The following is a 21,569-nucleotide window of genomic DNA, read 5'->3' as shown; positions in this document are numbered from 1 at the left end:
CATGACCGTATGCGGCATCACCGCCGAGTATAATCCGTTTCACACGGGGCATCTGCACCACATTGCCGAAACCCGGCGCAGCCTCGGCGAAAACGCCGTGATCGTGTGCGTGATGAGCGGCAATTTCGTCCAGCGCGGCGATTTTGCCGTGCTGGATAAGTACACGCGTGCCGAAATGGCCGTGCGCTGCGGCGCTGACCTCGTGGTTGAACTGCCGCTTGCGGCGGCGCTGTCCTCGGCGGAGGGCTTCGCCAAGGGTGCGGTGCAGACGCTGCACGCACTCGGGTGCGGCACGGTGTCGTTCGGCGCGGAGACTGCGGATACGAATTTGCTTTTACAGGCGGCAGAACTCCTGAACAGCCTGCCGATGAAGGGAGAATCCGGCTCTCCGCACCTGTCCTACGCCGCCAGACGGCAGGAAGAACTCAGCAAAGTCAACAAACAGGCTGCCGTTCTTTTGGATAACCCGAACAACACGCTCGCCGTGGAATACTGCCGCTTCCTGCTCCCGCTCGAGATGCGCCCGCTTGCGGTGCGCCGGCAGGGCGCGGCCCACGATGCATGCGCGCCGCACAGCGGCTTTGCCTCAGCGAGTCTGCTGAGAGCGCATTTGCGAGACGGCGATTTCGCGTTCTGCGCACCGTTCCTGCCGCCTGCGGCTCGCGCCGTGTGGAAGAAGGCCGCAGATTGCGGTGAAGCGCCGGTCGCTCTGCCGGAAGACACACTGCTCGCGCTGCTGCGGACGGCACTCTATCAGGGAAAACTGCATACCGGCTCGGCAGACGGCTTTGACGAGCGGCTCCGCAAGGCGGTCTATACGGCACATTCGTTCTCGGATGCTGTAGAAAAGGCTCGAACGCGGCGGTTTCCGGCGGCTCGTGTGCGGCGAGCGCTCCTGCGGGCTGTGCTCGGTGTGGAGGCAGACGCGCCCGTCTCCCCTGCTTATCTGCGCGTACTGGCACTCGGTGTGCGCGGACGTGCGGCGCTCAGGCAGGCTGCCCTGCCCGTTATCGTCAAACCGGCAACGGAAAAACGGCTGCCCGCAAATCTGCAAGCGGCACTCTGCCGCGATGCCTTCGCGGACGACCTGTTTGCGCTTGCACTTCCCGATCCCGAACGGAGAATCGGCGGCGGGCATTTCCGCAAAACGCCGTTCTGTCTGCGCTGAATTGACAATCCTCTCATTTTGCTTTACAATAAACTTTAGCGTTGTAAAGTGAAACGAGGGGATTTTATGATTGGTCTTGGAACCATTGTAAATGTTGGCACGGTGCTTATCGGCACTACTATCGGTATACTGTTAAAAAACGGTCTGCCGAAACGCTTTGAAAAAACGGTCATGCAGGGACTGGGACTAACCACCTGCTTTATCGGTATAGGCGGAACACTCAGCGAAGTATTGACCATACAGGATGGCGAAATCGGCACCCAGCATACCATGCTGCTTATACTCTGTCTGGCACTCGGCGCTGTCATCGGTGAAGCGCTGAATATCGAGCAGCGACTGGAGGATTTCGGTGCATTCTGTCAATCACACTTTGCTGCCAAAGGGGACAGCCGATTTGTTGAAGGCTTCGTTACCGCATCTCTTCTGTTTTGTGTCGGTGCAATGGCAATTGTCGGTGCATTAAACGATGGTCTGAATGGTGACCCAACCATGCTGATTGCCAAGGCTATTCTGGATGGTGTTGCCTCGATTCTCTTCGCCGCATCTCTCGGCAAGGGCGTATACCTGTCTATTGTGCCGATTTTCTTCTATCAAGGCGGCATTACATTGATGGCACGATTCATCCGTCCCTGGCTGACCGATGTCTTGATTGGTCAAATGTCGTGTGTCGGCTCCGTGCTGATTTTTGCCATTAGCTTGAATCTTATCTTCAACAGCAAGCTGCGTGTCGGCAATCTGCTGCCTGCGATCTTCCTGCCGGTGCTGTTTTTCTTTCTGGCGCGGTTTTTCCCGACTCTCGGCACCTTATAAAATCGACACCGTTTGACTTTCTTTTCGCCCTCCCGTATAATGGATACAACATTTAACGAAACGGAGCCGTAAACTATGCTCGCTTACACTTATCGAAAACAGGGTGAGTTTGCCCTGCAGAACAAGCCGGAACCCGTTCTCACGCATGCAGGAGACGCGGTAGTGCGCGTTACCATGTCGAGCATCTGCACGAGCGATCTGCACATCAAGCACGGCTCAGTGCCGCGTGCCGTACCCGGTATTACGGTCGGCCATGAGATGGTCGGCGTAGTCGAGCAGGTCGGTTCGGCAGTCAAAACCGTCAAACCCGGCGACCGTGTAGCCGTCAACGTGGAGACGTTCTGCGGACACTGCTTTTTCTGTCAGCACGGCTTTGTCAACAACTGCACCGATCCCAACGGCGGCTGGGCACTCGGCTGCCGGATTGACGGTGGTCAGGCGGAGTACGTCCGCGTACCGTATGCCGATCAGGGTCTGACCGTCATTCCTGATCGCGTTTCCGACCGGCAGGCGCTGTTTGCCGGCGATGTGCTCGCCACCGGCTACTGGGCCGCCAGGATTTCCGAGATCAGACAGGGCGACACCGTGCTTATCCTCGGTGCCGGACCGACCGGTATCTGCACCATGCTGTGCGCCATGCTGCATCACCCACACAGGATCATCATCTGCGACCCCGATCCGGCGCGGCTGCGCTTTGTGCGCGAGCGCTATCCCGATGTGCTCACCATCACGCCCGACCACGCGCAGGAGTTCGTGCAGCTGAACAGCCCGCACGGCGGCGCGGATGTGGTCTGCGAGGTGGCAGGCTCGAACGAAAGCTTCCGTCTTGCATGGGAGTGCGCCCGTCCGAACGCCGTTGTCACCGTTGTTGCACTGTATGACAAGCCGCAGGTGCTTCCCCTGCCCGATATGTACGGCAAAAACCTGATCTTCAAGACTGGCGGCGTGGATGGCTGCGACACCGCAGAAATCCTGCGGCTGATTGAAAACGGTCAGCTGGATACCACACCGCTCATCACGCATATTTTCCCGCTGAATGAGATCGAAGCGGCGTACGATTTGTTTGAGAAGCGCCGCGACGGTGTAATGAAGGTGGCAATTACGCCTCCGGATAAGTAAAAACAAGCGGCAGAGGCATAGCCTCTGCCGCTTTTGCATTTTATTCGCAGTCGATTCTCTCGATGTTGAAGATAACCGGCCGCACTTCGTCCGAACAGCAGGTTATCGTCTCGTTTTCGCGCTTCCTCCAGCCTTTCATAATCGAGCCGCCCTGCAGTACGGTATAGATACAGCGCGAAATCGCATCCCAGACCTCGGAGCAGAACGGCAGTTTCGGACCGCCTGCAACGGCATCAGCATCACCGGTGGTTTTGGTCAGCGTGTTGATACCCATGTGCCAGAAATCGTCCCGCACATCATCGCGGTAGAATTCAAATTCATCTCCCGCGTTGTAACGGGGGCACACGCCGGAGGACGGGTCGGCGCAATACTGCTGCTGCAGCTCCGGATACAGTTTTTTGTCCAGAACAGTTACTTGTTCATCACCATTCACCTGCTCTATTCAAGAGAAAGCCACCATATCAGTCGATACAGTGGCTTTTATAGCATTATTTTTTAATCAACCAGCTTATCCAGCTCGGCAACATGATGCGTGCCGGTTGCAGTCTGGTGTTCCGCCTGCTTGGCATACATGCCGACTACCGCAGCGGATTTCTTGATGGACTGCATCGTGCCCGCACCGGCTACACAGCCGCCCGGGCATGCCATGCCTTCGAGCAGATAACCATTGTACTTGCCGGCCTTGGCGGCCATCAGCAGCTTGCGGCAGTCGCGCAGACCCTCGGCGTTTGCCACCTTGATCTCGCGATCCGGGTGCTTCTCGTTGATGACGTTGACAACCGCATTTGCTACACCGCCGGATACCGCAAAGTTACGGCCGTCCGTGGATGCATCGTTGATGCCGTGCGGGTCCTCCTTGAGATTTTCCACGTCGATATGGCGTGCGGCGAAAATACCGGTCATCTCCTCGAACGTCAGCACGAAATCGACCTCGCTTCGTACGTCCGAACGCATTGCTTCAAGCTTCTTTGCCGCGCACGGCCCGATAAACGCAACCTTTGCGCCCGGCTGATGGTGCTTGACCAGTCGAGCGGTCAGCGTCATCGGGGTGAGGGCCATCGAGATGCAGTTTGCCTGATCCGGGAACAGCTTTTTCGCCATTGCGGACCATGCCGGACAGCAGGATGTTGCCATGAACGGCAGTTTTTCCGGTACTTCCTTAACGAAGTCCTCGGCTTCCTGTGCCGCACACAGGTCAGCGCCGATGGCAACCTCGATAATATCGGCAAAGCCGAGGCGCTTCATAGCCGCACGCAGCTTGCCCGGGGTCATTTTCGGACCGAACTGGCCAACAAATGCCGGTGCTACAGCCGCATAAACACGCTCACCTGCCTGAATTGCACGGATCATCTGGAAAATCTGCGATTTATCGGCAATCGCGCCGAACGGGCAGTTTACCAGACACTGACCGCAGGAAACGCACTTGTCGTAATCAATATCGGCTCTGCCATTGCAGTCGCTGTGGATGGCATCCATGCCGCAGGCTGCCGCGCACGGGCGCTCCTGGCGGATGATGGCGTGATACTGACAGACATCCATGCAGCGTCCGCACTTGATGCACTTCTCCTGATCGATAACAGAACGGCCGTTGAAGCGGTCGAGCGATACTGCGCCCTTGGGACATACCTCAACGCACGGATGCGCCATGCAGCCCTGACAGCCGTCCGTGACCATGACCTCGTTCTCCTTGCAGGCGTGGCACGCGAACTTGATCACGTTGATGAGCGGCGGCGTGTAGTAGGTCTCCTCGCGAGTGGCAGCCTCGATGTTGTCGGACAGCGGCGCGTGCTCGGCAGCACTGCGGCACGGCAGACCCATCGCCAGACGCAGGCGTTCGCCGACGATAGCGCGCTCGAGGAAAATATCGTTGCGGATATTGCCCACTTCGCCCGGCATGATGTCGAACGGCAGTGCTTCGATGCGGCGGTCGGTCGGCCACTCGGTATGGTACGCCATACGGGCAACCTCGGTGAAAATGCGGTGGCGGATCTCCTGAATACGGGTTTCTACACCTCTCATAGCCATAGCTTCTTTTATCCTCCTAAATTCCTTTGCGACCCGTTGAGCGGGTCGTCCCTTTATACTATCTTATGAGCGCTCCCGGCAGAGCGCATGTGCTCTTTTAACAGGATACCATAAACAGAGCTTTCTGCAAAGGGTATTTGTAGATTTTTTAACAATTACTTTGTTACAATTTTACCTGTATTTTTTGGGCATTCTGTTGAAAAACAACGCGCAGACGGACAGGTGTCTTTCTATCCCTTGCAAAATCGAAGGTTTTACGCTTGACGAAAAGCGGGCGATGCACGCTGCGGCGCGCGGGAACGGTACCCGCTAACGAATTATGTTATAGGCAACACAGCACAATTCAATCAGAACACAAAATGTATTCGTAAATCGCTCTTGTTCAATTATGCGGGATTACCTATAATAAATTTATCCTCTCTGTCAGGATACGCAATCCGCAATCGTATTATAGGTGAAGCAACGTTGCTTTCCAAAGGAGCTGAAACCAATGAAACAATTTGACAGGGCAGACGCCGAACGTCTGGTGCAGACGTACTCTGACCTGATCCTGCGGCTGGCTTACACCTATTTGAAGTCCACCCACGATGCTGAGGACATCTGCCAGAATATCTTCCTCAAGCTGCTGACCGGCGGTCAAACCTTTGACAGTCCGGCGCACGAAAAAGCGTGGATCATCCGCGCGACCGCCAACGCCTGCAAGGACAGCCTGCGCGCCGCGCACCGGCGCAATGTCGGTCTAGAAGCCGCTGCCGCGACACCCGCGCCTGCCGCACCGGATTCCGATGTGCTCGATGCGGTGATGGCACTGCCGCGCAAATACCGTGAAGCGGTCTATCTGCACTACTACGAGGGCTATTCCGTGCGCGAAATCGCATCTCTGCTCGGTCAGAGCGAGTCTGCCGTTTCCGCACACCTGAGCCGCGGGCGCAAAAGCCTGCGCACCACCTTGGGAGGGGATCTTTATGAACAGAGAGTATAATGATAACAAAATGTATAATTCCGCACTGAACGAACTGCGCTTCTCCGAAGAAGCGAAAAGCCGCATGGTCGATCGCCTGATGGCCGCCGCCGAGCAGCCGGAGCAGCCGGTTACCATTCATCGTGTACGCCGTTTTCCGCGCATCGCGGCGGTCGGCGTGGCTGCCGCTCTGGTGCTGAGCATCGGTGCGGGTGCAACCGGCGTATTCAAGTCCGCGAGCGACGCATTTGCCGGCGTATTCGGTCCGACAGCGGACACCGAGATTATTGATCAGATCGGTCATCCCATCGGCGCAAGCGACACAGCAGGCGGCGTGACCGTCACCGCGGATGCGATTCTGTTCGATGGCTACAACTACCTTATCTCCTACACGCTGGAAAAGGAGGACGGTTCGGCGTTCGACTGCACGAAAAACCCGGATACCGGCCTGTACGACCTGTACTGGAAGCGTTCGGACAGCACCATCGGACGCGGCGTGGACGGTGCGTCCGGCAGCAGCTACTTCTATGACGAAAATCCGAGCGACAACGCCATCCAGTATGTCGAAACCATGTCGTACAACGATGCGGTGCAGACTGGCGGCACGGTTAAGATCACGCTCGGCGACCTGTGCGTGCTGAACAGTGAAAACGGTGAGCCGACAACTATCGCCAAGGGCGCATGGCGCCTCAAGTTTCAGCTGGAGGCCGGGAACAGCGCGGTCGAGCTGCCTGCGGGTCAGACGATTGAGGTCAACGGCCTGAGCGCATCTGTTGACAAGGTTGTTATTTCGCCGATCGGCTACCATGTGGTGTACACGGTGGACGGCGAGGCGACGTTCGACACGCTGTACGACGAGAACGGCGAAGAGATTCCGCAGGAGAACGGCCGCGAACCGGCCAGCGTGAGCAGCACATGGGAGTCCTACTCCGCGAAGTTGCTCGTCACCAAGAAGGACGGTACTGTGCTCGATTTCTCGGATTGCGGCGGCAGCATGGACCCGCATGACGGCAAGACCGTCTGCACCCGCCAGGGCACGTTCGATACCATTCTCCCGCTTGATGAAGTGGCGTCCGTCACCATCGGTGATACTACGATTCCGGTAAAATAATCGGCGGAGTGCTTGCATTATCGCAAGATCGGTGTTATACTATATTCAAACGATAACACATTATCCATAGGCGTGGAAAACCCCGGAGGGTGCATCCTCCGGGGTTTTCTATTCCATTATACGGCGGCTTAAACCGGGGTTCTGTGAGTCACTTTACCTCCACTCATCGAACCACTTGCAGATGTAGTGTGCGACTACACTTGCCAAGATTGAGTAGATAAACGATAACGTATTGTTATCCACAGGCTGCACCTCCTTCCCGTTGCCGGGACTCAGTAAAGCAACAAGTTTATTATACCATACCGCCGTTTATTCGACAAGATTCGACAAAATGCAACGCAAAGTAAAAAGACCGATGAACCAAGATTCATCGGTCTTTCTCTTATCTTCAAATCGTCGTCAGCAGCTTTGCGAACTCCGCACGAGTGAACGTACCCTGCGGTTTGATCGTGCCGTCGCTGAAGCCCTGCACCAGACCCTTCTGCATACACAGCGCAACCGCATTTCGGCGGTCTGCCGCGATCGTGTCCGCATCCTTGACAGACGCCAGCGTCTGTACGGTTTCGGTATCACTCATGGCCGCAGTGCCGTCCGCCTGCAGCAGATTTGCAAAAAGCTGCATCGCATCCTCGCGGGTCATGGCAGCCGTCGGCCGGAAGTTATCACTCATGCCCTCGAGCAGACCGTTTGCGTACGCCGCACTGACCGCATCCGAGTACCACTCGCCTGCGTGAACGCCTGCGGGCAGTGCGCCGCTGCCGGACAGACCGCGCTGACGCGCGATGGTCGTGCAGACTTCGGCCGCCGTGATCTTATCGTTCGGACGGAATTTACCGTTCGCGCCGGTCATCAGCTTGCGTTCGGTCACTGTATTGATATACTGCAGTGCCCAGCAGGTACTGCTTACATCGCTGTAGCCGGTCGCAGCAGCCGAAACTTTGGGCGAATACGACGTCATCAACGCCTTATAGCACGCGCTGTTCCGGTTCAGTACATCGGAAAGCTGCTCAAACGTCAGCAGATATTCCTCTGTGTATGCTCTGCGGGAAGCGCTCTCGTATTCGTTGTAAAAATAGGTTACGCCTTTCGTGCTGATGCGCGGATAGCTGTACAGATAAATCGCATGATCGTCCGGCAGCAGCTGCTTGACCGTCTCGATGTAGTCACCGGTCAGCAGGTCGTTCAGTGTGTACTGCGTGCCGGTGTGCAGATCAAACGCCAGACAGTTATTCCAGACCGACGAACCGGCGCCTTTGCCGCTCTCGCAGTTGGCCCAGACAACGAGCACCGAGCCTTCCACGGACGCACCGTAGCTGCCCTCGAGCGCATCATACTCGGCGGTAACGGACGGTCCCTTGAGGAAGAACGAGCGGATTTCGCTGTTGATGGTGTTCTGCACCTTTTTGTCGCTCAGGCCGCTGATCTCCGGAAAATCGACATCCCATCCATGCTCCGTGCCGTCCTGCTGATAGCCCATGAACTTTTCGTAATGCACAGTCCTTGCGGTGATGCCGCCGCCAAGGTCGAACGACTTCGGCTGCTCGAACAGCGTTTTGCCGCTGCGCAGATCAATATACTTGCGGGTGTCGTCCTGCGTGACGCAGACCACGTTTTCGGTCAGAATGGTCGGGTTCTCCGCCTCTTTAACGGATGCTGCAAAGCCGCCGTTTTTGCGGAAGAAAATCAATGTGCCGTCTGCGGTGTTGTGCCACGACAGACCGTAGCGCAGCTCGGAGAAGCCGCTGATGTAGCTTAGCGTGCGGTAAGACAGGCTGCCGCCCGCATCCACCGCGGAAACCGAACCGTCCTCACTGCGGGCCGCGTATAGACCCTCGCCCATGTAGGACAGATAGTAATACGTCGGCGCCGTCAGCAGCTTGCCGGTGGTATCCATGATGCCCCAGCGGTTGATCTGACGAACCATGGCTTCGCCATCGTGAAACTCCGAAATGGTGTTGTACAGAAACTCGGTCAGCAGTTTGTCCTCCGAAAGCGAATACAGCGCCTGATTGGTGCCGTTGGTGACGACCACCGTGCTCTCGCCGTAAATCGCCATGTAGGAAGGCGTTACGTCATTCGGCAGAGTGTACAGCACCGTGCCCTTGGTGTCGATTGCCTGATAATCGCCGTCCTGCGTCTGCACAAGCGTTCTGCCGTTTGAGAACGCGCCAGCCTTACGGTAGCTGCCCGAAAAGGCAGTCGAACCATCCTGCTTGACATAGGAATACAGACCGGTATCCGCATTTCTGCACAGCAGCAGTCCGTCCTCAAAGAAGCCGACCGCGCCCGGATATGAGCCAATGCGCTTGCCGTCAGTCGCATAATACACGCTGTGGTCAGTGTAACGATACGCAACTATCGTATCCGAAAAATCAACCGAAACCGGCGAATCCGTGTATGCAATGACGAGCTTTCCTGTGCGGTCGATCACCGCCGTCTGCCACTGCTCGTTTTCTACGGCAGCGAGTCCGCAGTCCGCGAAATCTCCTGCCTGTGCGTAGGCAAACGGAAGAACGGTCATGCCGTCCTCATCCAGATAGCCTGCGCGTGTCGCGCCGTCAATGTCGGTGTACTCTGCCGGAAAAATGGTGCCGGCCGCAGCCGCACTCACCAGCATCACACACGCAACCGCCAGCGCGGAAAGTGTTTTTTTGAACATATGCTTCACCTGTATATTGTGTAAAGTTCTCTATCCTTGTTATTCTTATACAATATACATTATAAGCACTCACGCACTCTCATACAAGGTCAGGCGGCAAAGTGTAACAATGGTGAAACAACCCGCCGGAATGTTACGATTATGTTACATTCCCAGAATGCACATCAGTTGCCGATAATCGGTGTTGCGCTCTTGGCGATGGATACCTTTTCCACATACGGCACATGTGCGTAAACGTTGGCTGTGGTGGAGATGTCGGAATGCCCCAGCCAGTCCTGAATCTGCTTGAGCGAAAAGCCCTGCTGCAGCAGAATCGTTGCAACCGAATGCCGTAAATCATGAAACCGGATGCGCGGCAGGCACGCACGGCGGCACACCCGCTCGAACTCACGCGAAATGTAATCCGGCCGAAGCGGCGAACCGTCCTCACGGCAGCAGACGTAATCGCTCTGGCAGTAGGCTTTGCCGTACTTTTTGCGGTTGGCGTTCTGTCTGCGGCGCAGATCGGTCAGATACCGCCGGAGCGAGTCGGACAGCGGCAGCGTCCGATAGCTTGATTTTGTCTTTACACTGTCCGCGTAGATCACACGTCCGGAGGACAGCACCGCCGTATGATTGATGATCATGCTCCGTGCCCGAAAATCCACGGCACACCAGCGCAGACCGGCGCATTCGCTGCGGCGCAGACCATAGGTTGCCGCCAGCACGAACGCCGCCTCTGCCGGCGACTGCAGCGCCGCTGCCAGAAAAATGTTGATCTGCGTCCGGTCGTACACCTGTCCTCGAAAGCGCGTCCGCTTGGGCAGCATGACATTATCCGTCGGATTCGTCGGGATAATCTGCAGTGCTACCGCGTATTTCAGGCACTTGTGCATAATGGAATGGAACTTAACGATCGAAGTCGGTGAAAGCCCCTGATCGAATTTCAGGTTGACAAAATCCTGAAAATCCATCGGCCGTGCCGTAGCAAGCGTTGTCCCTCGTGCGGTGAAAAACGGCTTGATGTGCTTTTCAAATGCGTAGCGGTAGCCGTCCATCGTGTTTTCGCGCACCTGCGTTTTCATCTGGGTCAGCCAGCGGTCCATGAAGTCTGCAAACGGCGTTTTCGCTTCGGTCGAGTAGCGCAGCCGCATCAGGTCCTCCGGACGCATAATAAAGTGAATGTAGCCGTCCTCCTCGTAAATGCGTATGTTCTCCATTGAGAAGCCTCCTGTAAAAATAGTCATCCTGCAGTATTCGGCAGCACCGCACAATGAAAGCTGCGGTGCTGTCTTGTCCTGCATTTCCATATTTTACGAAAATTCGACCAAATTCGACAATATTCAATTTGCACAGAAAAGCAACAAAAAACCGCTCCGAATCTGCATTCAGAGCGGTTTTATCGGTTTTATGGCAATTAGATCGTGCGAACAGAGATCATGCCTTCGATTGCGCGCAGCTCGTCGAGGTTCGCCTCGGTCGGAGCCTCTGCGGTGTCGATGATGGTGTACGCATAGTCACCCTTGGAACGGTTGCCCATATTCTCGATGTTGCAGCGAACAGCGGAGGTGATGGACGCGATCATGTTCGGGATGTTCTTGTGGATCATGCAGATGCGGTAGCCGCCTTCGTACGGAACCTTAAGGTTCGGGAAGTTGACAGAGTTGCGGATGGTGCCCTTCTCGAGGTACTCGGTGATCTCGTAAACGGCCATCTTAGCGCAGTTGTCCTCGCTCTCCGGGGTGGAAGCGCCGAGGTGCGGCAGCGTGATGGCATTCTCCTGCTCGAGGATCTCGTCGGACGCAAAGTCGGAAACGTAAGCCGCGACCTTGCCGCTCTCGAGTGCCTTCGCCATCGCCTTGGTGTCAACCAGCTCGCCGCGCGCAAGGTTGATGACGCGAACGCCGTCCTTCATCTTCTCGATCGCCTCTGCGCTGATGGTGTTCTTCGTGTCAGCGTTCAGCGGAACATGAATGGTGATGTAGTCGCAGTTTGCGAAAATCTCGTCCAGCTCGGTAACGTGCTTGACCGAGCGGTCGAGCTTGAGTGCGCCGTCAACCGACAGGTACGGGTCATAGCCCCAGACCTCCATATCCAGGCCAACAGCCGCATTTGCAACCTTAACGCCGATCGCACCCAGACCGATGATGCCCAGCTTCTTGCCGGCGATTTCCGGGCCTGCATAGGTGGCCTTGCCCTTCTCAGCAGCAGGACCGATGTCCGGCGTGCCCTTGAGGCCCTTAACCCAGTTTGCACCCTGTACCACCTTGCGGGAGGCCAGCAACAGTGCGCAGATAACCAGCTCCTTAACGGCGTTAGCGTTTGCACCCGGTGTGTTGAATACTACGATGCCTTCTTCAGAGCAGCGGTCGATCGGAATGTTGTTGACACCGGCGCCTGCACGCGCGATGCAGCGCAGGTTCTTCGGGAACTCGACGTCATGCAGCTTGGCAGAACGAACCAGAACGGCGTCATAATCGGTGAAATCCTCGGAGCAGGTGTACTTTGCCGGATCGAGATCGTCCAGACCTACCTTCGAGATCTTGTTGTAAAGTTTTACGTTATACATGGGATTATCCTCCAATAGAAAATGGAGAATTGAAAATGGAAAATGTCGCTATCCTTGCGCGATACCGCAATTTTCCATTCTCCATTATCAATTCTCAATTATTGTTACTTGTTTTCTTCAGCGAACTTCTTCATGAAGTCGATGAGCTTCTCAACGCCCTCGATCGGCATTGCGTTATAGATGGAAGCACGCATGCCGCCTACCGAACGGTGACCCTTCAGGTTGGACATGCCGGCTGCCATGGACTCCTTGGCAAACTTTGCGTCCAGCTCGTCATTGCCGGTGCGGAAGGTTACGTTCATGTGGCTGCGGGAATCCTTTGCGGCTACAGTCTTGTAGAAGTCCTGAGAATCGAGGTAATCGTACAGCATGGAGGAACGCTTCTCAGCACGCTCCTGCATAGCCTTTACGCCGCCCATGTCTTCAACCCACTTGGCAACCAGACCGAGTACATAGATGCCGTACGTGGGAGGCGTGTTGTACATGGAATCCTTGTCAGCCATGGTCTTCCAGTCCAGCATAACCGGGTACTTCTCGAGCGGATAGTTGCCGAGCAGATCCTCGCGGACGATAACAACGGTAACACCGGCCGGGCCCATGTTCTTCTGTGCGCCGGCGTAGATAACGCCGTACTTGGAAACATCAACCGGCTTGGACAGGATGTTGGAGGACATATCCGCTACCAGCTCAACGCCTGCCGGGGTCTCGGGATCGTACTGATACTCGGTGCCGTAGATGGTGTTATTGGCGCAGATGTAGAAATAGTCGGCATCCGGACGGATATCCAGCTCATCCTGCGTCGGAACGTGGTCGAAGTTGGTCTCCTTGGAGGAGAATGCAGCGTGCATGTCGCCGAACTTCTGTGCTTCCTTGTATGCCTTGGAAGCGAAGCTGCCGGTCAGCGCGTAGTCAGCCTTGCCGGTCTTCAGCAGGTTCATCGGGATCGCTGCAAACTGGGTGGTAGCGCCGCCCTGCAGGAACAGAACCTTGTAGTTATCCGGAATGGAGAGTACGCGACGCAGCGTAGCCTCGGTCTCCTTGATGATGCCGTCATATACCTTTGAACGGTGACTCATCTCCATGACTGACATACCGGAGCCCTGATAGTTCAGCATGTCGGCTGCACAGCGCTCAAGCACCGGAACCGGAAGCATGGAGGGGCCTGCGGAAAAATTGTAGATACGATTGTCTGCCATAGTGAATAGCCTGCCTTTCAAATATAAGCGTAAAGACGTTCCCGGTTTACATATCACAGTCTGTCGCGGTGATATTACTTTTATGAATGGAACGTATTATTTATTATAATACAAACCCCTTCCGTTGGCTACCGAAAAATGTCCCAAAAAATTCGCAATGAATGATTGATTGTCTGCACATTGTGGACAGTCCATGAAAATTAGTAATGCGTAATCAAAAATCAGTAATTTTTTGTGATAGGTAAATGTACGGCTTTAGAAAATATTATACTGTGTTATTCTCAATTTGCCAACCTACTCCCCTTCTGCTATACTGATAGTCAGTTATAATAGTAAGGAGTCAACTGTATTATGCACCACCGCCGACCGGCTGCGCCGCACAGCCACCGTCCCAATCACAGACAGATCAACCGCCTGATGCCGTTCACGACGGCGCCGCTGTTCCATGCTCTGCAGCTGCTCGAGACCGGCGACTCCGCGCGGTTTCACATGCCCGGGCACAAGGGTGAGCCGGTTTTCAACACATACGCGGATATTTTTGCCATCGACTTTACCGAAACCTACGGTACCGGCAACCTGTACACCGGTGAAGGCCCTATCCGCGATGCGGAGGTTGCCGCCGCGCGGTATTTCGGCTCGGAGGACTGCTTTTTTCTGACCGGCGGCTCGACACAGGGCATTCTCGCCATGCTCGGCACAGCGGTCGGACGCGGCGGCGCTGTCCTGCTCGACCGCGAGGTGCATAAGTCCGTCTGCTACGGCTGCGCGCTGCTCGGCATTACGCCGTATTTCTTTTCTGCACCGCTGATCGAGCCATTCGCGGTTTCCGGTGCGCTTCCGGTCAAGGATGCGGAAGCACAGCTGATCGCGCATCCGGAGATCAAGGCAATCCTTCTGACCTCTCCGACCTATTACGGCATCCGGCGGGCGATTCCCGAGTTTGCCGATCTGTGCCGCGCGCACGGCAAGCTGCTGCTCGTAGACGGTGCACACGGTGCACACTTCCCTGCTGTCGGCCTGCCGACACCGGTCGCGGAAGGTGCGGATATGGCCGTGCTCTCCATGCACAAAACGCTGCCGTGCATGGGACAGGGCGCCGTTCTGCTCTCCGCGGCAGGCGTGGACCGCCGCGCACTGCGCGAAAACACCATGCTGTTCGGCACGTCCAGTCCGTCCTACCCCATTATGGCGTCCATTGACCTTGCGCGTGCCTACACCGAGGGGCCCGGTCACGCGGAGTACCGCCGCTCGGCGGAAACCTGCGCCGAACTGCGTGCCTATGTGCAGCACCGAACCATGTTCACCGCACTGACCGAGGATCATTTTCCTGCGCTTGACCCATGCCGTCTGACGGTGTGCACCGCCGGAACCGACATCACCGGTCACCAGCTGGCCGATACGCTGTGGAGCGAATGCGGCGTGGCGTGCGAGATGGCGGACGACCGCAATGTTGTGTTCATCCTCACCGGCTCCGACCCGAACGGTGCGATCAGCCGTCTGAAACGTGGTCTGCGGCGCATTTCCAGACGGCGCGAGCTGATTCCCCTGCCGTCCCTGTCCGCACCGTTTCCGCCCGCCGAGCGCATGATGAGCGTGCGCGACGCATGGTTCTCACAGACCGGCAGAGTCCAGCCTGCCGCTGCCGAGGGTCTGGTCTGCGCCCGTCCGGTCACGCCGTATCCGCCCGGTGTGCCGCTGCTCTGGCCCGGCGAGAAAATTACAGGAGCGCACATTGCACTTATCCGTGAAAGATGGTACAATACAATAGATGAAATAACCGTTGTTGTCCATCAATAACGCATCTCATCCAAGCAAACGATATGTTTCCGCGCAGCAATGCGTATAGGGGGTTACTATTATGAAAATGGTACTGGCTATCATCAATTACGATGATTCGCAGGATGTTATCTCCAGCCTGATGAAAGCAGGCTTTTCCATCACCAAACTGGCGACCACCGGCGGCTTCCTCAAAGCAGGCAACGTCACGATCCTGATCGGTCTGGACGAAAGCAAGCTGGATGAGTGCTTTGACATCATCCGCGAGCACTCCTCCTCCCGCAAGCAGATCATGCCGGCAACCGCTGAGCTCGGCATGGGCTTTTTCCCGTCCACGCCGGTGCAGGTCGAAGTCGGCGGCGCAACCGTATTTGTACTCAACGTCGAGCGTTTTGAAAAGCTGTGATTTCATTTGACGCACTTGCGGGCAACAATGCGCTCAAAAACAGTCTGAAGCATGCGCTGAACGAGCGGTTTCCGCAGACCGTGCTGCTGTCCGGTGACGATCCGGCGGCGCTCAAAACCCTTGCTACTGTACTCGCGGCCGGTATTTTATGCGAAGGCACGGGCAGTCATCCGTGCGGAAACTGTCTGCCGTGCCGCAAGGTGGAGCAGGGTGTGCACCCGGATCTGATGATCGTGGACGAAGGAGAGGCCGAACTCAAGGTCGATCTGGCGCGTCAGCTCAAGGCGGAAAACGCCATTATCCCAAACGACGGCGAACGCCGTGTGACAGTCATTCACCATGCGCAGAATCTCAATCCCATGGCGCAGAATGCGCTGCTCAAGGAGCTGGAGGAGCCGCCTGCGTATGCGTTCTTCATTCTGACCGCCGAGCAGCCGGATTCGCTGCTGCAGACCGTGCGCTCGCGCTGCACTAAATTTGCGCTCGAGCCGTCGCAGGCGGCGGTGTCGGACGAGGAAGCGGCAAGCCTGCTTGCACCCTATCTCTCTGCGGTTGCCGAACGGCGCGAGGACCGCATGATGCTCAGTGCAATGGGTCTGGAAAAGACGCCGCGCCGCGCACTCTCAGGCGTGCTCGGCATTCTGCAGGCCGCTGTCCGGGACGCGATTTTCGTCTCGAAGGCTCTGCCGCAAAAGCCGCTGCAGCCTGCACTCCGCAAGCAGACGCAGGCACTCGCCGGCGCCGTCAGTGCGGAACGTCTGTTGGCGGTCTACGATTTTATTGATGTACTGATCGACCGTGTGTCGCGCAACGCGGCATCTGCGGCTGTCACCTGTGCATTAACGAGCGATATTTACCGCATCTGTTACGCTTCCTAAGCGTTTCCATCATACAGGAGGAAAACTTTTTGACAACAATAATCGGAGTTCGTTTCAAATCGAACGGAAAAATGTATTATTTCGACCCGCAGGGTCTGGAAATCGCACCCGGTACGGGTGTGATCGTCGAGACGGCACGCGGCGTGGAATACGGCGACTGCGTGCAGGGCAACACCGATGTGCCCGATCAGCAGGTCGTGCAGCCGCTCAAGCGCGTGGTCCGTGTGGCAACCGAGGCCGACATGAAAACGCTCGAGCGCAACAAAAAGCGTGCCGACGAGGCGTTTATTATCTGCAAGCAGAAGATCGAGGACCGCGGTCTGGAAATGAACCTTGTCACCGCGGAATGCACCTTTGACATGAACAAGCTGCTGTTTTACTTCACCGCAGACGGCCGTGTGGACTTCCGTGAGCTGGTTAAGGATCTTGCGAGCGTGTTCCGCACCCGCATTGAGCTGCGCCAGATCGGCGTGCGCGATGAGGCAAAGATGATCGGCGGTCTGGGCTGCTGCGGCCGCGAGTTGTGCTGCAGCTCATATCTCGATGATTTCCATCCGGTCTCCATCAATATGGCAAAGGATCAGAACCTGTCACTCAATCCGGCGAAGATTTCCGGTGTGTGCGGCCGTCTGATGTGCTGTCTCAAGTATGAGCACGAGGCCTACGCCGAGCTGCAGAAGGTCACGCCGCGTCAGGGCAGCGTGGTCGATACGCCGGAAGGCCGCGGCAAGGTAGTTTCCACCCAGATGCTGCGCGGCACCTGCAAGGTGCAGCTGGACGACAGTCCGGAGCACTCGCTGACCGAGTTCCAGTGCACGCAGTGCTGCATGGTAAAGGGTGCGTGCCGCAACCGTCAGAATGCCGCCGCTATGGCCGAGGAACGCCGTAAGCGCGAGGAGCAGGAGGATGTTGCCGCTCCCGCACCTAAAAAGGATGCACCGAAAAAGAGCGAGGCTCCGCATCAGAAGCCGCAGCAGCCGCGTCCGCCGCGCAAGCCTGCCCCGCAGCAGACTGCAGGAGACGAACTGCCCGAAGATGCTCAGAATGAGCTGTCTTCGGACGGTGAAGGTGCGCCGCGCCGTCGCCGCCGCAGAGGCGGAAGGCGCCGCCGCAAGCCGAATGGCGAAAACGGTGCCCCGGAACAGAATTCCGGCGAAGAATGAGAAAAGAGCGAAACCGTATGGTTTCGCTCTTTTTTTGCGCCAATACAGCCGCTCCCCTCTCTGCAAGCGCAGGGAAGCAAATTGACTTCAATGAATCACGCTTTCTATCATTCTCCTGCTTATTTTGCCGTGGCAGCGTACTTATCAACCAGCGTCTGCGCCATTTCCATCGCTGTCTCGCCCTTATTCAGGCGCAGCGACAGATACGGTGTCGAACCGGCGTTGAGCAGCAGGCGGCCCTTGAATTCACTGTCACCGCAGAGCGCGGACAGGCGCGCGAAATCGGTCTCGGAAAAGGTGAGCAGCAGCCGTCCGTCCTGCTGCTTGATCTCCGCAATCCCCTGCTCACTGGCCTTGGCACGCAGCAGCGCGATATCCAGCAGCGCGATGGCCTCCGCAGGCGGCTCACCGAAGCGGTCGATCAGCTCGTCAAGCATATCACTGCGCTGCTCGTCCGTTCGGATGAGCGCAATACGGCGGTACAGATCGACACGCTGCCCCGCATCCGCAACATAATCAGCGGGAAGATTGGCAGAAATCAGCAGCTCGGCCGCACAATCAACACGCGGCTTGGGTGTTTCTCCCTTCTCCTCCTGCACAGCCTCTTCGAGCAGCTTGAGGTACAGATCATAGCCGACGCTCATCATGTGGCCGGACTGCTCGGGACCGAGCACATTGCCTGCACCGCGAATTTCCAGATCACGCATGGCAATCTTGAAGCCCGAGCCGAACGCCGCGAACTCACGAATCGCACCGAGCCGCTTCTGCGCGATCTCGCTCAGCGCCTTGCCGTGCCGGTAGCACAGGTAGGCGTAGGCGTGGCGCGACGAGCGGCCTACACGGCCGCGAATCTGGTGCAGCTGCGCCAGACCCATATTGTCTGCGTTCTCGATAATGAGCGTGTTCGCGTTCGGGATATCAATGCCGGTCTCGATAATGGTGGTGCAGACCAGAATATCGATCTCGCCGTCCGCCATCTCGTTCATAACCTTTGCAATCTCTTTCTGACCCATTTTGCCGTGAACGATGCCGATTCGCGCATCCGGAAGCCGCTGCTGCCACATGTTCGCACATCGCTCGATGGACTCCACGCGGTTGTGCAGGTAGTATACCTGTCCGCCGCGTCCCAGCTCACGCCGGATGGCATCAAGCAGCACGCCGTCGTTCTGCTCAAGCACGAACGTCTGCACCGGATGGCGGTTCTGCGGCGGCTCCTCGATGGAGGACATATCGCGGATACCGGACAGCGCCATGTTGAGCGTGCGCGGGATCGGCGTTGCCGACAGCGTGAGCACATCCACGTTTTTGCTCATTTCCTTGAGCGTTTCCTTGTGCCCGACGCCGAACCGCTGTTCCTCGTCCACGACGAGCAGACCGAGATCCTTGAACTTGATCTTCTTGTTGAACAGCTTGTGCGTGCCGATAACCAGATCGACCGAGCCCGCCTCCAGCTTTTTGAGCAGCGCAGTCTGCTCCGAGCCGGTCTTGTAGCGCGTGAGCAGCTCGATCGTGATGGGGTGACCCTGAAAACGCTGCATCGCGGTCAGATAATGCTGCCGCGCAAGCACGGTCGTCGGTACGAGGATCGCCGCCTGCTTGCCCGCGAGAATGCACTTCATCACGGCACGCAGCGCGACCTCGGTCTTGCCGAAGCCAACGTCGCCGCACAGCAGGCGGTCCATCGGCCGGTCGGACTGCATATCGTCCTTGATCTCGGCAATGCAGCGCAGCTGATCGTCGGTTTCCTCGTAGGGGAAATCCTCCTCAAACTCGCGCTGCCACGCGTCATCCGGCGGGAAGGCGTAGCCCTTGACCTTGGCGCGCTCGGCATACAGCTTGATGAGACCCTCGGCCAGCTCCTTTGCCGCCGCCTTGGCGCGTGCTTTCGCCTTGCTCCAATCCGCGCCGCCGAGCTTGTTCAGCCGCACGCGCTCGTTGTCGCCGCCGCCGATGTATTTAGAGATAAGATCGAGCGAGGTTGCCGGAACATACAGAAAATCCGTTCCCGCAAACGCAATTTTGATGAAATCGCGCTCGGAACCGTCCACCGTCATGCGCTCCATACCGATAAACCGACCGATACCGTGGTGCTCATGCACGACAAGATCACCCGGTGTCAGGTCGGTGTACGACTTCACCTTGTCACGGTTGGACTTCTTGACCTGCGTTTTCTTTCGCCGGGCAAGAACCTGACCCTCGGTCATGACAACAAGGCCGAGATCGGGATACTCAAAACCGGCGGACAGCGTGCCCTCCATGATGTTGACACAGCCGCCCTTGGGCAGCAGATCGCTGATTTTTACGTTGAGACCGGTGTCGGTCAGCGCGTCCAGCATGTTCTGACAGCGCAGCGCACTGCCGCACACGACCGCCACCGCGCGTCCCTGCTCGGTATAGCTGCGGATATCGGCAGACGCCATGTCGAGATTGCCGCCGTAGGCGTTCATCTGGTTGGCAATAAAGTTTTCCAGATGCTGCGGCGTCAGCTCGGCCACATTGTTGAGAAAGCTGTCCAGACGCAGAATCTGGCGTTTCATGCTGCATACGCCGACAAAATCGAGCGCATATTCTCCCAGATTCGGCGGCATTTCGCCGCGCTCGAGCAGAGCAGTTACGTCGTCGGCTACACGCGCGTGGAAATCGCGGACAGCGTCACGCAGACGCGGCGTGTCCTCGATGATGACGATGGCATTTTCGGGCAGATAGTCGAACGCGGTCGCCATTTCGGGATAAATGAGCGGCATATACTTGTCCGCTGCGGGCAGCGAACCGGTCTCGCGCAGACGTTCTGCGTCCCGTTCAAGGTTAGTCTGCAAATCCGCGTGCTGCTTCTTTCGGCGGGTCGAGGTGAGTGCTAGAACAGCCTTTGCCAGTCCTGCCGCACCGCCCTTCGCCAGTGCCGGAATGGATTCCATGCACGGCAGACAGCGCAGGCACTCGCACTGCTCCAACCGGCGCTGACTGCCGACGTCGAACGTGGAGATTGAGTCAATCTCATCGTCCCAGAATTCCACGCGGTACGGGTGCTCCGCCTGCGGCGGAAACACATCGAGGATGCCGCCGCGAATGGAAAACTGACCGGTGCCTTCGACCTGTACGCAGCGCTCGTAGCCTGCGCGCGTGAGCGACTGTGCCAGCTCATCCAGCGGCGCGGTTTCACCGGTGGCCAGCGACACGATTGCCGCCTTGAGCGCCTCCGGCGGCATGGTGCGCTGCGCGGCTGCCTGCACGGACGCGACCGCAAAATGCGCTTCCGTCAGCTCGTCCAGTGCTGCCAGACGGCGCTGCTCGTAGCCGCGCGACACACCGACTACATCCGCCATCACCAGTTCGCGGGAGGGCAGCTGTACAACGTCACGCTCGGAAAAACCGCGCAGATCAGCTGCAAATCGGTTCGCGGCGTTATCGTCATCGGTCAGCACCAGCACCGGACGGTCGGTGTCCAGACCCAGAGCCGCCGCGAGGTGCGCCTTATGGATGGCAGACAGACCGACCGCCAGCAGAGGAGATTTGCCCTCGCCGAGGGCTTGATTTAACTGTTTGTATTCTTTTAGATAAGTTATACTTTTTGTAATTTCGTTCAAGAGGTTCACCTCCCTTTCATAATGGAAAATGGAGGAGTTCGCCTGTAAAGGCGGTTATTTGAATCATTGCGCAAAGCGCAATACCAGCACAGCGCGACTGAAGTCTGCGCAAGGATAGCGCTAATTCTCAATTCTCCATTATTCATTCTTAATTATTGAGACACC

15 protein-coding genes and 1 pseudogene are annotated in these 21,569 nt (G+C 57.1%); 9 read left to right on the top strand and 7 right to left on the bottom strand.

All coding sequences use genetic code 11. From position 1 onward, the window contains the following. The first annotated feature begins 1 nt into the window (after window position 1). The 3 genes from DW724_RS04190 (at window position 2) to DW724_RS04180 (ending at window position 3,097) form a co-directional block, all read left to right on the top strand. Window positions 2-1,168, top strand: coding sequence for a tRNA(Met) cytidine acetate ligase (locus DW724_RS04190; protein ID WP_158580210.1), 1,167 nt, complete (start codon window positions 2-4; stop codon window positions 1,166-1,168). 66 nt (window positions 1,169-1,234) lie between these two features. Then, window positions 1,235-1,978 carry a DUF554 domain-containing protein gene (locus DW724_RS04185; protein ID WP_118478024.1) on the top strand — a complete coding sequence of 248 codons (744 nt, stop codon included), beginning with the start codon at window positions 1,235-1,237 and terminating at the stop codon, window positions 1,976-1,978. A 75-nt stretch (window positions 1,979-2,053) separates the two neighbouring features. Next, a complete protein-coding gene (locus tag DW724_RS04180) occupies window positions 2,054-3,097 on the top strand; it encodes an alcohol dehydrogenase (protein WP_118760776.1) in 1,044 nt (347 codons plus the stop codon). A gap of 40 nt (window positions 3,098-3,137) precedes the next feature. Here DW724_RS04180 and DW724_RS04175 read toward each other — a convergent pair whose 3' ends face one another. Both DW724_RS04175 and DW724_RS04170 read right to left on the bottom strand, forming a co-directional pair. Then, window positions 3,138-3,530, bottom strand: a complete 393-nt coding sequence (locus DW724_RS04175; protein ID WP_118760775.1) for a TIGR04076 family protein — start codon at window positions 3,528-3,530, stop codon at window positions 3,138-3,140. Window positions 3,531-3,592: 62 nt separating this feature from the next. Continuing rightward, window positions 3,593-5,116 carry a 4Fe-4S dicluster domain-containing protein gene (locus tag DW724_RS04170; RefSeq protein ID WP_118760856.1) on the bottom strand — a complete coding sequence of 508 codons (1,524 nt, stop codon included), beginning with the start codon at window positions 5,114-5,116 and terminating at the stop codon, window positions 3,593-3,595. A gap of 496 nt (window positions 5,117-5,612) precedes the next feature. On the opposite strand from DW724_RS04170, the gene DW724_RS04165 reads away from it, so the two are divergent. Both DW724_RS04165 and DW724_RS04160 read left to right on the top strand, forming a co-directional pair. Then, on the top strand, window positions 5,613-6,104 hold the full coding sequence (locus DW724_RS04165) for an RNA polymerase sigma factor (RefSeq protein WP_110435414.1): 492 nt from the start codon (window positions 5,613-5,615) through the stop codon (window positions 6,102-6,104). After that, complete coding sequence (locus DW724_RS04160; RefSeq protein ID WP_118760774.1) at window positions 6,088-7,194, top strand: DUF4179 domain-containing protein; 1,107 nt, start codon at window positions 6,088-6,090, stop codon at window positions 7,192-7,194. Before DW724_RS04165 ends, DW724_RS04160 begins: the two co-directional genes overlap by 17 nt. A 388-nt stretch (window positions 7,195-7,582) precedes the next feature. Here DW724_RS04160 and DW724_RS04155 read toward each other — a convergent pair whose 3' ends face one another. The 4 genes from DW724_RS04155 to serC form a co-directional block, all read right to left on the bottom strand. Next, window positions 7,583-9,853 carry an S-layer homology domain-containing protein gene (locus DW724_RS04155; protein WP_118760773.1) on the bottom strand — a complete coding sequence of 757 codons (2,271 nt, stop codon included), beginning with the start codon at window positions 9,851-9,853 and terminating at the stop codon, window positions 7,583-7,585. Window positions 9,854-10,017: 164 nt separating this feature from the next. Continuing rightward, window positions 10,018-11,052 (bottom strand): tyrosine-type recombinase/integrase, encoded by a 1,035-nt coding sequence (locus DW724_RS04150; RefSeq protein WP_158580209.1) that lies wholly within the window; start codon window positions 11,050-11,052, stop codon window positions 10,018-10,020. 197 nt (window positions 11,053-11,249) lie between these two features. Then, entirely contained in the window at window positions 11,250-12,401 is a 1,152-nt protein-coding gene (locus DW724_RS04145) for a 3-phosphoglycerate dehydrogenase family protein (RefSeq protein WP_118564215.1), read from the bottom strand. A gap of 104 nt (window positions 12,402-12,505) precedes the next feature. Next, window positions 12,506-13,597, bottom strand: a complete 1,092-nt coding sequence (gene serC, locus DW724_RS04140; RefSeq protein ID WP_110435419.1) for a 3-phosphoserine/phosphohydroxythreonine transaminase — start codon at window positions 13,595-13,597, stop codon at window positions 12,506-12,508. 351 nt (window positions 13,598-13,948) lie between these two features. Here serC and DW724_RS04135 point away from each other — a divergent pair, with 351 nt between their 5' ends. From DW724_RS04135 to DW724_RS16290, 4 genes and pseudogenes are all read left to right on the top strand, one after another. Further along, window positions 13,949-15,394, top strand: coding sequence for an aminotransferase class I/II-fold pyridoxal phosphate-dependent enzyme (locus tag DW724_RS04135; protein ID WP_118760771.1), 1,446 nt, complete (start codon window positions 13,949-13,951; stop codon window positions 15,392-15,394). A gap of 61 nt (window positions 15,395-15,455) precedes the next feature. Continuing rightward, window positions 15,456-15,779 carry a cyclic-di-AMP receptor gene (locus DW724_RS04130; RefSeq protein ID WP_110435421.1) on the top strand — a complete coding sequence of 108 codons (324 nt, stop codon included), beginning with the start codon at window positions 15,456-15,458 and terminating at the stop codon, window positions 15,777-15,779. Beyond that, entirely contained in the window at window positions 15,776-16,657 is an 882-nt protein-coding gene (locus DW724_RS04125; protein WP_118760770.1) for a hypothetical protein, read from the top strand. Before DW724_RS04130 ends, DW724_RS04125 begins: the two co-directional genes overlap by 4 nt. 29 nt (window positions 16,658-16,686) lie before the next feature. Then, window positions 16,687-17,559, top strand: a pseudogene (locus DW724_RS16290) (PSP1 domain-containing protein); the annotation flags it as partial. A 380-nt stretch (window positions 17,560-17,939) separates the two neighbouring features. Here the strand turns inward: DW724_RS16290 and mfd are convergent. Further along, window positions 17,940-21,404 (bottom strand): transcription-repair coupling factor, encoded by a 3,465-nt coding sequence (gene mfd, locus DW724_RS04115; RefSeq protein WP_118760768.1) that lies wholly within the window; start codon window positions 21,402-21,404, stop codon window positions 17,940-17,942. Window positions 21,405-21,569: the final 165 nt, after the last annotated feature.

Source organism: Butyricicoccus sp. AM27-36 (genome assembly GCF_003480945.1).
GTDB classification, from domain to species: Bacteria; Bacillota; Clostridia; order Oscillospirales; family Butyricicoccaceae; genus Agathobaculum; species Agathobaculum butyriciproducens.
Note: the sequence above shows the minus strand (reverse complement) of the source record. Positions and strands in the feature narration are given on the sequence as shown.